General features: G+C 50.7%; 15 protein-coding genes. 11 read left to right on the top strand and 4 right to left on the bottom strand.

Going from position 1 to position 12,753, the window contains the following annotated elements:
* Positions 1 to 7: 7 nt before the first annotated feature.
* Positions 8 to 244 carry a hypothetical protein gene (locus ACIDF8_RS01950; protein ID WP_412008941.1) on the bottom strand — a complete coding sequence of 79 codons (237 nt, stop codon included), beginning with the start codon at positions 242 to 244 and terminating at the stop codon, positions 8 to 10.
* A gap of 71 nt (positions 245 to 315) precedes the next feature.
* Between ACIDF8_RS01950 and ACIDF8_RS01955 the strand changes: the two genes are divergently transcribed.
* The 5 genes from ACIDF8_RS01955 to ACIDF8_RS01975 all read left to right on the top strand — a co-directional run bounded on the left by ACIDF8_RS01955 (position 316) and on the right by ACIDF8_RS01975 (position 3,913).
* A complete protein-coding gene (locus ACIDF8_RS01955; protein WP_412008942.1) occupies positions 316 to 501 on the top strand; it encodes a hypothetical protein in 186 nt (61 codons plus the stop codon).
* Between the two features lie 80 nt (positions 502 to 581).
* Positions 582 to 3,014: a putative bifunctional diguanylate cyclase/phosphodiesterase gene (locus tag ACIDF8_RS01960; protein WP_412008943.1), complete on the top strand. Its 2,433-nt coding sequence runs from the start codon at positions 582 to 584 to the stop codon at positions 3,012 to 3,014.
* A gap of 116 nt (positions 3,015 to 3,130) precedes the next feature.
* Positions 3,131 to 3,340 (top strand): hypothetical protein, encoded by a 210-nt coding sequence (locus tag ACIDF8_RS01965; protein ID WP_412008944.1) that lies wholly within the window; start codon positions 3,131 to 3,133, stop codon positions 3,338 to 3,340.
* Between the two features lie 12 nt (positions 3,341 to 3,352).
* Positions 3,353 to 3,625 (top strand): hypothetical protein, encoded by a 273-nt coding sequence (locus tag ACIDF8_RS01970; RefSeq protein ID WP_412008945.1) that lies wholly within the window; start codon positions 3,353 to 3,355, stop codon positions 3,623 to 3,625.
* A 60-nt stretch (positions 3,626 to 3,685) separates the two neighbouring features.
* Positions 3,686 to 3,913, top strand: coding sequence for a hypothetical protein (locus ACIDF8_RS01975; protein WP_412008946.1), 228 nt, complete (start codon positions 3,686 to 3,688; stop codon positions 3,911 to 3,913).
* Between the two features lie 142 nt (positions 3,914 to 4,055).
* Here the strand turns inward: ACIDF8_RS01975 and ACIDF8_RS01980 are convergent, their stop codons facing one another.
* On the bottom strand, positions 4,056 to 4,493 hold the full coding sequence (locus tag ACIDF8_RS01980; RefSeq protein ID WP_412008947.1) for a MarR family winged helix-turn-helix transcriptional regulator: 438 nt from the start codon (positions 4,491 to 4,493) through the stop codon (positions 4,056 to 4,058).
* Positions 4,494 to 4,737: 244 nt separating this feature from the next.
* On the opposite strand from ACIDF8_RS01980, the gene ACIDF8_RS01985 reads away from it, so the two are divergent.
* On the top strand, positions 4,738 to 6,129 hold the full coding sequence (locus tag ACIDF8_RS01985; protein WP_412008948.1) for a 3'-5' exonuclease family protein: 1,392 nt from the start codon (positions 4,738 to 4,740) through the stop codon (positions 6,127 to 6,129).
* 47 nt (positions 6,130 to 6,176) lie between these two features.
* Here ACIDF8_RS01985 and ccoG read toward each other — a convergent pair whose 3' ends face one another.
* Together ccoG and ACIDF8_RS01995 are read right to left on the bottom strand one after the other, a co-directional pair.
* Positions 6,177 to 7,589, bottom strand: a complete 1,413-nt coding sequence (ccoG, locus tag ACIDF8_RS01990; protein WP_412008949.1) for a cytochrome c oxidase accessory protein CcoG — start codon at positions 7,587 to 7,589, stop codon at positions 6,177 to 6,179.
* Between the two features lie 98 nt (positions 7,590 to 7,687).
* On the bottom strand, positions 7,688 to 9,106 hold the full coding sequence (locus tag ACIDF8_RS01995; RefSeq protein WP_412008950.1) for a PLP-dependent aminotransferase family protein: 1,419 nt from the start codon (positions 9,104 to 9,106) through the stop codon (positions 7,688 to 7,690).
* A 112-nt stretch (positions 9,107 to 9,218) separates the two neighbouring features.
* On the opposite strand from ACIDF8_RS01995, the gene ACIDF8_RS02000 reads away from it, so the two are divergent.
* From ACIDF8_RS02000 to proB, 5 genes are all read left to right on the top strand, one after another.
* On the top strand, positions 9,219 to 9,563 hold the full coding sequence (locus tag ACIDF8_RS02000) for a hypothetical protein (protein WP_412008951.1): 345 nt from the start codon (positions 9,219 to 9,221) through the stop codon (positions 9,561 to 9,563).
* Positions 9,564 to 9,698: 135 nt separating this feature from the next.
* Positions 9,699 to 10,013, top strand: a complete 315-nt coding sequence (rplU, locus tag ACIDF8_RS02005) for a 50S ribosomal protein L21 (protein ID WP_018986099.1) — start codon at positions 9,699 to 9,701, stop codon at positions 10,011 to 10,013.
* Positions 10,014 to 10,060: 47 nt separating this feature from the next.
* On the top strand, positions 10,061 to 10,318 hold the full coding sequence (gene rpmA, locus ACIDF8_RS02010) for a 50S ribosomal protein L27 (RefSeq protein ID WP_049637894.1): 258 nt from the start codon (positions 10,061 to 10,063) through the stop codon (positions 10,316 to 10,318).
* Between the two features lie 216 nt (positions 10,319 to 10,534).
* Positions 10,535 to 11,587 carry an Obg family GTPase CgtA gene (gene cgtA / locus ACIDF8_RS02015; RefSeq protein WP_412008952.1) on the top strand — a complete coding sequence of 351 codons (1,053 nt, stop codon included), beginning with the start codon at positions 10,535 to 10,537 and terminating at the stop codon, positions 11,585 to 11,587.
* A 5-nt stretch (positions 11,588 to 11,592) separates the two neighbouring features.
* The gene (gene proB / locus ACIDF8_RS02020; protein WP_412008953.1) at positions 11,593 to 12,714 is read left to right on the top strand and encodes a glutamate 5-kinase; all 1,122 of its coding nucleotides are present in this window, start codon (positions 11,593 to 11,595) and stop codon (positions 12,712 to 12,714) included.
* The last annotated feature ends 39 nt before the right edge of the window (positions 12,715 to 12,753 follow it).

Here is a 12,753-nt window from a genome sequence, read left to right on the forward strand (position 1 = left end):
TTTTAGCTTACTGTTTTTTGCGTAGTGTGCACTTTTTCCAGGTGTAGGTGCTGCAGGTCATGACATAGAGGATGGCGGAGAAGATATTCAGTACGGGCACCATGCTCCTGAAGGTGAGAAAGAAGGCTTTGCCCAGCGCGTGTTTGGGGGTGTTGAATTCGCAGTTTCTGAATTCGATCAGGGAGCCAATGGCAGAGATCATGAGTGGGACCAAATAGAACGCCGAAAATACTTTAAAGTCCATTCTGTGCCCCTCACTTTTGCTAAAGTTATTTTTAATGATTATAAATAAATCTGTTTCACCCAGGGGTAGGCATGATTCCCGCTTTTGACCTGGGTCAGATTTGCCAGGATGTGGCTGGTTATTTTGGAAAGCTTGTATTAGCATCGTTGCTGGGAATGCTACTGCACGCGCGCCTGATCGCACTAAAATCCGTATCGGTGAATTTGTCCGATTTTTATCTGTGTATTTGGGGATTTGATTTTAATCACTTCCCTTAAATTAGTGGGCGGGGGCTTAGGCTTATACATCCATGACTGCACAAAAAAATATATTCGCAGCAAAGGGCAGGTTGATCAGAGTGGTTTGGCTGATTGGCTTGTTGAATCTATTGGTTTGCCTGTATTCGGCGGCAGGCAGCGGCTTTTATGCTCAACCTCTGGTGGGCCTGCTTGGTTTGGGCTTGGTCATTTGGAGCCTGGGCGGCTGGTGGGCCTGGCGGCAACAGGTACGGTTTAAGCGTGATATGGATGCGCAGTATTTGGCCGCCAGTGAACAACACGCCAGACTCAATCAACTCTACCTGGCACTCAGCCAGTGTAATCAGTTAATTATTCATAGCCAGGACAAGCAGTCTTTATACGATCAGATTTGCCGGGTGATCGTCAATCTGGGCCATGCAAACCTGGTCTGGATCGGCGAGCTGGACCATGAATCCAAACAGATACGGGTCGCGAGTGCTTATGGTTCGGGGCTTGAGTATCTTGATCAGGTGACGATTACTGCCGATCCTTCCCAAGCCAGTGGCCGGGGCCCTTGTGGTCTAGCCATTGTGTCTGACCATCCTTATTGGGTGCAGCATTTTCAAACCCATCCCGTGAGCGCCCCCTGGCATGAAAAGGCCAAACAGTTTAATTGGCACGCGGCCGCTTTTTTACCCTTGCATACCGAAGGACGGGTGGTGGGGTGTTTATCTTTATACGCGCAACAACCGCAAGCGTTTCACGACAATATCCAGCATTTGCTCAAAGACATGGCGGCCAATATTGATTTTGCGTTAGACCGTTTTGCGGTAGAGGCGCAACGTGCGGCCTTCAGGCGTGACTTGCAGATCAGTGAACAACGCGCACAGCTCGTGCTTGAAAATGCGCTTGATGCGATTGTGAATATTGATCAGGCGGGGCGGGTGATTGAGTGGAACCAGGCGGCCAACCAAATGTTTGGCTACGCCAGAGCAGAGGTGATCGGTCGGGACTTGGGCGATGTGATTGTCCCGGCAGCATACCGGGAAGCACATCATCAGGGCATGCAGCGCTTACAGCAAACCGGGCAATCCAAGCTGTTGGGCAAGCTGATTGAAATTACCGCGATACGGCGGGATGGGCAAGAGTTTCCCATTGAGTTGACAATTGTTGAAATCGAGCGCCATCAAGATCGGTATTACAGTGCATTTATCCGTGACATCACCACGCGTAAAGAGGCGGAGGAACGCATCCGCTTTTTGGCGAACTATGATGCATTAACCGGCTTACCTAACCGCAATTTGCTGACAGAGCGCGTGAATGCAGAAATTGAAAAGGCTTGGGACCAGGATGGCCAGTTTGCCTTGATGTTCCTGGATCTTGATCATTTTAAGGACGTGAATGATAGCCTGGGGCACCGCTATGGCGATAATTTACTGGTTGCGCTGACCAAGCGTTTTCAGGCCATGGTGCGTCCGCAAGACACCATTTGCCGCTTGGGTGGGGATGAGTTTGTATTTTTGCTGGCCGAAGCTGATCAGGCGCGGGCCAAGGAAATGGTAGAGCGGTTGCTAAGGGTGGTTGAGCAACCGGTGATCATTGATCAATATGAGTTAACGATTACGGCCTCGATTGGCGTTGCGATTTACCCGGATGACGGGCTGGATATGGAAAGTCTGCAACGGAATGCCGATGTGGCCATGTACCGCGCCAAGCAGGAAAGCCGCAACAGCTTCCGCTTTTTTAGCAATCATATGCAACTGCAAACTGCACGAAATTTGCAGTTGGTGAATGGCTTGCGGCATGCCATCGCGTTGGGGCAATTGTCAGTATATTACCAGCCGCAAATTGAACTCGAAGGTGGCAAGCTGATTGGCGTTGAAGCCCTGTTACGCTGGCAGCATCCACAGCTGGGGTTTATCTCACCGGCAGAATTTATCCCTTTAGCTGAGTCCAACGGGTTGATTATTGCCATTGGCAGTTGGGTGCTGGAGCAGGCCGCGCAGCAAATCCAGCGCTGGCACCAGGCAGGCCTGCAGCAGATCGCCGTTTCGGTCAATCTCTCCAGTATCCAGTTCCGTGATCCTAAATTGCCTGCGCTGGTGAGAAACACATTGGAGCGCTACGAAGTTTCGCCGGATTGCCTGGAGCTGGAACTGACTGAAGGCGTGGCCCTGGAAAACCCTGCCGGTGCGGTGACCATGATGGACGCCCTCAATGCCTTGGGCGTGCGCTTGTCGATTGATGATTTTGGCACTGGCTACTCTTCTTTAAGTTATCTTAAAAAATTCAAAGTCTACAAGCTCAAAGTCGACCAGACTTTTGTGCGCGACATCACCACCGATGATGAGGATAAGGCTATCGTCATTGCCATTATCCAGCTTGCCCGCAGCCTAGGCCTGAAAACCATTGCCGAGGGCGTAGAGACGCCGGAACAAAAAGCCTTTTTGCAAGCGCAGGGCTGTGATGAAATGCAAGGTTACCTGTTAAGCAAACCCATGAATGTGGAAGAAGCCACGGCATTTCTGCTGGCTTACCCGCACCGCTCCTGATTCATTTCCCTCAGTTGTCCCAGCCGCCAATCCCCAGCAGTCGTTGAGTCTTAGTGGTTGACTTTATAAATGATAATCATTATCATTTAATCTCAGTGAGCTAAAGGAGACTTGTGATGAAACGTCAAACTGTTGTGGGTAAAACCATGTTGGCAGGCAAGACCGCATGCAAAGTACTTTATAACCAATCATCTGACATGGTGGAGCTTGAAGTAGGCGGCACCACGCTCAAGTTTGAGGCGGATAACTTTATTGTGATTAATGAAATGCTGCGCAAGGCGGCTGCGCGTATTGTGATGCAGACCGATATTGCGATGACTATTTAAGGAGAACACCCTATGCAAAGCATGAATATGCCGGTGATGCGTTATGACCCCAGTTTGCCAGATGCCGAGTCCGTCATGGCTTCGTTGCTCTATGTGGCGACCTTGTACATCAAAAAACCGACTTATGACCTGGCCAAGCAGGCGTTGCGGCTGGCAGAGACGCTGGCTGCTCCTGAGTATGCTGATTCTGACTTGATTTGCCATGTCTCGCGGCGCATGTGTGTGCACTGGACCCTGCTGGTCAATGAGCATGAGCAGGCTGGCGTGTCATTGGCCACCCGTTAAGCGGGCTGTGTTGGCGTTGTTGGATGCGCCTTAATCAACAAATACGAGAAAGAAAACATGATGTGTAAAAAAATACTCTTGTCTGGCCAAAGCGGGTTTCGTGTGCATTATTGCGAAACACACCGCACGATTGAGCTGGAAATTGGCGCCATGAGTTTGCGCCTGGATGAAGATGCGCTGGAGGTAATGAGTGATGCGCTTTCAGAGTCGCTGAGCAAACTGCAGGCTTTACATGCAACACAAGGTTCCTTTCGTGCCTTTATGCGCCAACTCAATATGCCTGACTAGTCGTCATCTCATAAAAGGTTGCACCGGCGCTATCATCCATGGCCGCCGATAAAAAACCAAGCAATAAAAAAGCTGTGATGTCTGCATCACAGCTTTTTGCTTTTGGCAATTGCACTAAAGTGAGTGGTAAGCCAGGAGGTAATTAGCCTGGAATTTTGGCTGAAACGTTTTTAGTTAAATTGCTCAAGGTTTTGTTCAGACCATCAAAATCGGCATTCGACAGGCCGGTGTCACAAGCGACACGCTTTTGCACGTCCGACAGTTTGCTACGCAAGGCCTGGCCTTCTTCGGTGAGGCTGACAATCACCACGCGTTCATCATCTTTCTGGCGTGTACGTTTGGTCAGCTTTTTGGCTTCGAGACGTTTAACCACCGGTGTAATCGTCGCCGGTTCAAGCAATAGTTTTTCGGCAATTTCTTTAATTGACAGTTGTTTGTATTGCCACAGCGCGACCAGTACCAGATATTGTGGGTAGGTCAGGTTTAATTTATCCAGGTCAGGCTTGTAAGAGCGCAATAAGGCATGAGTGGCGGAATACAGCGAAAAACATAATTGATTTTCTAAGTATAAATTTGGCATGGTTAAAATTATATTGTCATTAATATGTATAAAAACAATTACAGCACCATTTATCGAGGGTGTCCATAGTTGTTTTGTAGGAGTATGTAACTAACGTTACAGAAAACTCATTACATCTTATCTAATGAGGCTTACATCAGCCTTGCAATGGGACATTTCGCAAACTGCAATAAAGCCGGCATTCTAAGCTAAAATAAACACGATGAATTTCTTGAGATGGTCTTAGCGATCCTTTGCCTTGTTGATGTTGCCTTCTGTCACCTTTCTTGACCTCGAGACGACCGGGGCGACGCCCCTTAAAGACCGTATTACCGAAATTGCGCTGGTACGCTTTGATCACGGGATTGAAACGGCGCGCTGGCAAACGCTAGTCGATCCCCAGCAGCCGATTCCCCCATTTATTCAATCACTGACCGGCATCGATGATGCCATGGTGGCAGATGCACCCACGTTTGCCGAGGTAGCCGATACCTTGCTGGCTTTTTTGGAAGGTACTGTGCTAGCTGCACATAATGTGCGTTTTGATCATGGCTTCTTAAAGACTGAATTCAAGCGGATTGGCATCACTTTGCGCCAAAAAGTCTTGTGTACGGTCAAGCTGTCACGGCTGCTCTATCCGCAACATTATAGCCATGGCATTGATGCCATCGTCGCTAGGCACCAGATCACAGGCCTGGCGCGGCACCGTGCCATGGGCGATGTGGAAGCCATCCTGGTCATGCTCAATGATGCCCGTCGCGATCTCGGTGAAGAGGTGGTGAAAGCAGCCGCGCTGAAGCTGATGTCTGCGCCGACTTTGCCGCCGCATATTGATGCCAGCCTGGTAGGTGAGTTGCCGGAAGCGCCTGGCGTTTACCTGTTCTATGGTGAGAACGAACTGCCTTTGTATATAGGTAAAAGCGTTAATTTGCGCGCGCGGGTGTTGTCACATTTTAGTGGTGACCACGTATCGACTAAAGAAATGCGCATGACGCAGGAAATGAAGCGCTTTGAATGGATCCCCACCGCAGGCGAGTTTAGTGCTTTGCTGCTGGAGTCCCGGCTGGTTAAGGAGCGCCAACCAATTTATAACCGTCAACTGCGGCGCGAGCGTTCGCTGTGTAGCTGGCAAATTGATCCGGCTGCCCAACCGCTGGTCAAGCTGGTGCACGAAGATGAGATTGACCCTAGCCAGATGAGCCATTTGTTTGGCACTTTTAGAAGCAAGCGCCAAGCGGTGGAAACCTTACGCAAAATTGCTGACCTCAGCCATTTGTGTGTCAAAGCGTTAGGGCTGGAAATAGGACGGAGTGGGCCTTGTTTTGCTTTTCAGCTCAGGCGCTGCAAAGGGGTATGTTGTGGTCAGGAGCCACCTGAGATCCATGCGTTGCGCGTACAACAGGCGTTGATGGCGCATAAGCTTAAAGTCTGGCCCTACCGCGGCAAAATAGGCATTGAAGAATACAACCTTGAGCACGATCTACGCCAGATTCACGTATTCGAGCATTGGGTCTACCTGGGCGTGGCGGAAGACGATGACAGTTTGCATGAATTACGTAGGCAAAAAACAGCGCTCAAGTTTGACTTGGATAGTTACAAACTGCTGCTGAAAATGTTGGCGCAAAAAAAGACCCGTGTACTTGATTTGGCAGATTAAATAATTCAACTGTCATCCAATGTACACGGGCAAGGGGCACGGTGTGCTTAAGGCTGGTAGAAGGTACTGTCCGTCGTGACTTTCTCGCCGCTGGATAAGGCGGTTACCTCTATCTGGATGCGTTGGCTGCCACGTTGGTTGCTGGCGGGGGCCAGCAGGCTTAGCGGGACCAATATTTCCTCGGTCGATTGAGCGGTCAGTATTTGTTCACTTTCAATCTGCAAGCCTGCCAAGCCCAGAGCACGGATTTTGTAATTTTCAGGTTGCTCGGTGGCATTGCTGAGATGCAGCTGGTAAGCATTTTCGATGCCTTGGCTGGTTTCACGGTACATGATATTGCGGTCACGCATGATGTCGACCTTGAAGTCCGGCTTATGCAGCAAACCATAGCCCAGCCAGGCAATGGCCAGCGCAAACAGCCCACTGTAGATCAGCACACGCGGACGCAGCAGATGTTTGCTCAGTGCGTGTTGATCGGTCGTGCCAGCGGCTGAGAAACGGATCAGGTCGCGCGGATATTGCATTTTGTCCATCACCTCATTGCAGGCATCAATACACAAGCCGCAACTGATGCATTCATACTGCAGGCCCTGACGGATATCAATGCCGACCGGGCACACTTGTACGCAGATGCTGCAATCAATGCATGCCCCTAAGCCTTGAGTCTTGGGATCTTGGCCTTTGCCGCGGTGGCCACGCGGTTCGCCGCGCGAGCTATCATAGGCGACAATCAAGGTGTGGTTATCAAACATCGCACTCTGAAAGCGTGCGTAGGGACACATGTGTTTGCAAACCTGTTCGCGCATAAAGCCTGCATTGCCATAAGTTGCAAGGCTGTAAAAGCCTAGCCAGAAACAGGACCAGCCCCCTAATTGCCATTGCGTGAAGTCAGTGACGAGCGCACGGATAGGCGTAAAGTAGCCAACAAAGGTCAAGCCGGTCACCAGTGAGAAGCTCAACCAGGCGGCGTGCTTGCTGAATTTGATGCCGGTTTTGCGTAGGCCCCACGGCTGGCTATCCAGTTTTTGCCTGGCCAGGCGGTCGCCTTCAATGGTGCGTTCCATCCATAAGAAAATCTCGGTATACACCGATTGCGGGCAAGAAAAGCCGCACCAGAGCCTCCCTGCCACGGCGGTAAACAAAAATAAGCCGACGGCGCAAATAATCAGCAACATGGCCAGGTAAAACAGGTCCTGCGGAAAGATCACCAGGCCAAACAGGTAAAACCGGTGCGTATCAATATCCAGCAGAAATGCCTGGCGGCCGCCGTATTGCAGCCAAGGCAAACCATAAAATACGAGTTGTGTGGCCCAAATCATAAACCAGCGCCAGTTTTTAAAGTAACCGTTGACGCTACGCGGGTAGATTTTGCGGGTTTTTTGATAGAGCGAGATGGTTTGTTCTGCGGTAGCTGGCGCAGCCACAATCGGGATCACGGTTTTACTGCGGGAGGAATTCATACAGGCACTCAATCTCAAGGAAACGCCTGCAGTGTAAAAGAATGGCTAGGGTTAAAACAGATTCAGTTTTTAAATAAAAAACCATATCAGATTGACATTTAACCCTCGCTGCTTTGTTTCATCCACCGCCCCAAGGTCGCGATGGCTTGTTGGTGTTCTGCCGTTAAAGCGTGGCCATAATTCAACCGCACATACCCTGCATATTGCTGTTGAGAAGAAAATAAATGCCCAGGGGCAAGGCTAATGTTGTGATGGATGGCTTGCTGAAATAAGGCCAGGCTATCCTGGCCGTGGGGTAATTGCAGCCATAAGAAGTAGCCTCCTTGCGGTAGGGTGTAGCGAACCTCCTCTGGTAATGATTGATGAATGGCCTGGGTGAACTGTAATTGTTGCAGCATGAGCTGGTGGCGAAGTTGGCGCAAATGTTTGTCATAACCGCCTTTGGCCAGGTAGCTGGCCAGGGCCAGTTGTGCTGGAATTGAGGTGGCCAGGGTGGTGGAAAGCTTGAGGCGGGTGATTTTTTCGCTAAAACGCCCGGCAGAGACCCAACCCACGCGATAACCCGGCGCCAATGATTTTGAAAACGAACAGCAATGCATGACCCAGCCCTCATTGTCCCAGTGCTTGGCGGGCAGCGGCCGCTGTTTGCCAAAATATAACTCGCGATAGACGTCATCCTCTATGAGTGGTAACTGGTAGCGGGACATTAAAGCCACTAATGCCTGTTTTTTTGCTTCCGGCATCAGGCTGCCAGTGGGGTTCTGAAAATTGGTCATCAGCCAGCAAGCCTTGGGATGGTGCTGAATAATGGCTTGCTCCAGCGCGGCCAGGTCTATGCCTAGTTCAGGGTCGCTGGGGACCTCAATCGCTTTCAGTCCCATGCGCTCTATGGCTTGCAGTGCGGCATAAAAGCTGGGTGATTCAATAATCACGCACTCCCCTGGCTGCGTGACGGCAGCCAGGCATAAATTGAGTGCCTCCATCGCGCCATTGGTCACCACGATCTCATCCTGCTCTGTCGGTGTGCCATCCAGCTGGTAGCGTAGGGCGATCTGCCGCCGCAGTTCGGCGTCGCCCTGGCCAATATCACTGACCGTCACTTGTGGTTGCATGCGGCGCACTGTGCTGGCCATATGGTCGGCCAATTTGGCCAGCGGGAACAGGCCTGGGTTGGGAAAGGCAGAGCCAAACGGGATTTGCTGCGGGTCTTTGATGCGCTCCAGCAAGGTGAATACCAGATCGCTGACTTGCAGCGTGGTTGGTTGACCGGCATTGTGAGCGGGTTGCGGCACCAGACGTTCGCCTCGCAATGGTCCCACCACATAGTAACCAGAGCGCGGACGCGTCACAATCAGGCCGCGTGCCTCCAGCAGGTAGTAAGCCTGGAATACGGTGGAAGCATTGACTTGCTTGCTGGCCTGGATTTGCCGGATAGAAGGCAATTTATCACCCCGCTTCAGCAATCCTTGTTGAATCGCGCTGGCGATTTCTTCGGCAATCATTTCATATTTTTTCAAGCCATATCCTGACGAGCGGGTTCATCTGATATGGTCAATTTAAAGCAAACTGCTGCTGTCATGCAATATGGGGTGGCATTAAGCTTGGCGTTTTTACTAGTCGGAATGATGAATGACTTTTTTGGGGAGACGCAATACAGGCGTCGAGTGGATGACGCAGCAAAACAAGAAGCTTTACGCGGTCATGTTGCAAGATGGCCAATCGCTTGTGCTTGCGGTAGAAGATATGTTTACAGTGCAATTGAGGCAAAGGAGCCGCGTGTTGCTTAATGTGCGATTTCAGCCTTTAAGCTCGCTCAATAACCTTGAAATGCAACCGTTGTACCGGGTGGCTGACGTGCAGAGGGAGGGTGCGCTAGATCCTCTGCTCGAAGAAGAGTTGCTTGCATGTGTGTTTACGGTCTACCAGTATTATACGCAGGGCAGTATCCACGCCTGGCGACCTGGCTTAAAATAACGCGTTGCCGCAATCCGGCGGCCTGGGATTGGCCGTTCCTGCGCATGATTGAAATTAAGCTGAAATATATTTGCATTATCGAATAAATTGCGTATAATTGCGGGTTCTTTAAAAGGCGATGTTTAAGGCATTATTATGTACGCAGTGATTAAAACAGGTGGCAAACAGTACAAAGTAGCCGCTGGTGACAAAGTAAAAGTTGAGAAATTGACTGGCGACGTTGGCTCCACAGTAGTGATTGACAAAGTGTTGTTGATTGCGGACGGCGAGACAACTACGATTGGCGCACCGTTGGTAGCTGGTGCAAAAGTGAATGCCACAGTGGTTTCACATGGCCGTGGTGACAAAGTGATGATCTTCAAAATGCGTCGTCGTAAGCACTACCGCAAGACTCAAGGTCATCGTCAGAGCTACACAGAAATTCAAATCGACACTATTTCAGCAAAATAAGCACGTTCTGCTTGAGTAGAGCAGATTGCTAGAATAAGGAATCAAACATGGCACACAAAAAAGCAGGCGGTAGTTCACGTAACGGTCGCGACTCACAAGCCAAACGCCTGGGCGTTAAAGCTTTCGGTGAAACAGTAGTTAACGCTGGCAGCATCATTGTTCGCCAACGCGGGACTAAAATGCACGCTGGCGAAAACGTCGGTATGGGCAAAGACCACACCCTGTATGCATTGGTAGAAGGCAAAGTGAAATTTGCTGTTAAAGGCGCATTGAAGCGTCATACCGTGAGCATCGAAGCGGTCTAATCGCACTTTTATGAAAAAAGCCCTGTCGCTTGACGGGGCTTTTTACTTTATAGTTATCAGATTGTAGCCTTGTATGGTTGTGCGCTGGATTTGTCCGTGCGCCATAGGAATTTTAAGATGCAGTGCAAGGCGCACGGTAGGCAAAAACTTGAATCTACAATACGGGTTTTTGCGCGCCAGGTTACGCAGTAATGCGCTTAAAAGGCAAATTGAATCATGAAGTTTATTGACGAAGCGACCATCAAAGTCTACGCCGGTGACGGTGGTAACGGTGTGGCGACGTTCCGCCGTGAAAAATACGAGCCTATGGGCGGCCCTAATGGTGGCGATGGCGGCCGTGGCGGCTCTATCTTTGTGGTGGCTGACCGTAACATCAATACGCTGGTGGATTACCGTTATACGCGTACCTTTAAAGCACAACGCGGCGAGAACGGCAGTGGATCTGACTGCTACGGTAAAGGCGGTGACGACATGATTCTGCGCGTCCCTGTCGGCACAACCATTAGTGACAAGGCGACTGGCCAGATGATGGTCGACCTCAATACAGATGGCCAGAAAGTGCTGATCGCCAAAGGCGGCACCGGCGGCCTCGGCAATATTCATTTTAAAACCAGTACCAACCGCTCACCGCGCCAATGTACCAAGGGTGAGCCTGGCGAGGCTTTTGAGTTATACCTAGAGCTGAAAGTGCTGGCCGATGTGGGCCTGCTGGGCATGCCCAATGCCGGTAAATCTACTTTTATCCGCTCAGTGTCTGCGGCGAAACCTAAAGTGGCGGATTATCCATTTACGACTTTGCACCCTAATCTGGGGGTGGTGCGTGTGGATAGCAACCGCAGCTTTGTGATTGCCGATGTGCCTGGCCTGATTGAAGGTGCGGCAGAAGGTGCCGGCCTAGGTCACCAGTTCTTGCGCCATTTGCAGCGTACCTCCTTGTTATTGCATCTGGTAGACCTTGCTCCGTTTGATGAAAGCGTGGATCCGGTGCAAGAAGCCAAGGCCATCGTTAACGAGCTGAAAAAATACGACCAGGAACTCTATGAGAAGCCACGCTGGCTGGTGCTCAATAAAATAGATATGCTGGAAGACAGCGCAGAAAAAGTCGCTGACTTTATCAAAGCCTATGGCTGGAGTGGTCCGGTATTTCCTATCTCCGCCATCAGCGGTGTTGGTTGCCAGGCCTTGACCTATGCCATCATGGACCATATTGACCAGTCACGCGCGCAACGTGACGTAGAAGAAGCGCAGACTCAGCCCATTACAGAATAAGTTTTATGAGCGTTTCACTCATACAAGACAGCAAAACCTTGATCGTCAAGGTCGGTTCCAGCCTGGTGACCAACAATGGTCAGGGCTTGGATAAAACTGCGATTGCCGCTTGGGCGCAGCAAATCAGTGCCTTGGTGAAGCAGGGCAAACAAGTCGTGCTGGTCTCCAGTGGCGCGGTTGCAGAAGGCATGCAGCGCCTTGGCTGGAAAAAACGTCCGGTAGAAGTGAATGAGTTGCAAGCCGCCGCGGCTGTCGGCCAAATGGGGCTGGTGCAGATGTACGAACAATGTTTTGCACAACATGGGTTGCATACGGCACAGTTATTGTTAACCCACGAAGATCTGGCCGATCGCAAACGTTACCTGAATGCACGCACCACCTTGCGCACACTGCTAGACCTCAATGTCATCCCGATTATCAATGAAAATGATACGGTGGTGACCGAAGAAATCCGTTTTGGCGATAACGACACTTTGGGTGCGCTGGTGGCCAACCTGATTGAAGCCGATGCATTGATTATTTTGACTGATCAAAAAGGACTTTATTCCGCGGATCCGCGCAAAGACCCAAATGCCGTGTTTATCAATTTTGAAACCGCAGGCAATCCTGAACTCGAAAGCATGGCTGGCGGCGCAGGCTCCGCTGTAGGGACTGGTGGCATGTTAACCAAAATATTGGCCGCCAAGCGCGCTGCTAACAGTGGTGCGCACACCGTGATTGCCTCCGGGCGCGAGCCTGAGGTCTTGGTGCGGCTGAGTCAAGGCGAGGCAATTGGGACGCACTTGAAAGCCGTACGAATGAAAACGCTGGCCAAAAAACAATGGCTGGCTGATCATTTGCGCGTAGGGGGTAAATTGGTGCTGGATGACGGCGCGGTGAACGTCTTGACCAAAGACGGCAAAAGCCTGTTGCCGATAGGTGTGGTGGATGTGCTGGGCCAGTTTGAGCGCGGGGATGTGGTGGCTTGTGTCGATGCCGCCGGTAAAGAATGGGCGAGGGGCATCGTCAATTACAATGCTAATGAAGTGCGGCGCATTAAACGCAAACCCAGTAGCGAAATAGAAAGCGTGCTGGGCTATGTGGAAGAAAAAGAATTGATACACCGAGATAATTTGGTGTTGTTATAAGCAAATGTAGATGGCTTCAGAAGCCATCTACGCATGACA

Source organism: Methylophilus sp. 3sh_L (assembly GCF_046766015.1).
GTDB lineage: Bacteria > Pseudomonadota > Gammaproteobacteria > Burkholderiales > Methylophilaceae > Methylophilus.

Bases quoted from the DNA above. Each gene is read 5' to 3' on its own strand.
- ACIDF8_RS01950 (WP_412008941.1), bottom strand. From the start codon at position 244: ATGGACTTTAAAGTATTTTCGGCGTTCTATTTGGTCCCACTCATGATC.
- ACIDF8_RS01955 (WP_412008942.1), top strand. From the start codon at position 316: ATGATTCCCGCTTTTGACCTGGGTCAGATTTGCCAGGATGTGGCTGGT.
- ACIDF8_RS01965 (WP_412008944.1), top strand. From the start codon at position 3,131: ATGAAACGTCAAACTGTTGTGGGTAAAACCATGTTGGCAGGCAAGACC.
- ACIDF8_RS01970 (WP_412008945.1), top strand. From the start codon at position 3,353: ATGCAAAGCATGAATATGCCGGTGATGCGTTATGACCCCAGTTTGCCA.
- ACIDF8_RS01975 (WP_412008946.1), top strand. From the start codon at position 3,686: ATGTGTAAAAAAATACTCTTGTCTGGCCAAAGCGGGTTTCGTGTGCAT.
- ACIDF8_RS01980 (WP_412008947.1), bottom strand. From the start codon at position 4,493: ATGCCAAATTTATACTTAGAAAATCAATTATGTTTTTCGCTGTATTCC.
- ACIDF8_RS01985 (WP_412008948.1), top strand. From the start codon at position 4,738: ATGTTGCCTTCTGTCACCTTTCTTGACCTCGAGACGACCGGGGCGACG.
- ccoG (WP_412008949.1), bottom strand. From the start codon at position 7,589: ATGAATTCCTCCCGCAGTAAAACCGTGATCCCGATTGTGGCTGCGCCA.
- ACIDF8_RS02000 (WP_412008951.1), top strand. From the start codon at position 9,219: ATGACTTTTTTGGGGAGACGCAATACAGGCGTCGAGTGGATGACGCAG.
- rplU (WP_018986099.1), top strand. From the start codon at position 9,699: ATGTACGCAGTGATTAAAACAGGTGGCAAACAGTACAAAGTAGCCGCT.
- rpmA (WP_049637894.1), top strand. From the start codon at position 10,061: ATGGCACACAAAAAAGCAGGCGGTAGTTCACGTAACGGTCGCGACTCA.
- cgtA (WP_412008952.1), top strand. From the start codon at position 10,535: ATGAAGTTTATTGACGAAGCGACCATCAAAGTCTACGCCGGTGACGGT.
- proB (WP_412008953.1), top strand. From the start codon at position 11,593: ATGAGCGTTTCACTCATACAAGACAGCAAAACCTTGATCGTCAAGGTC.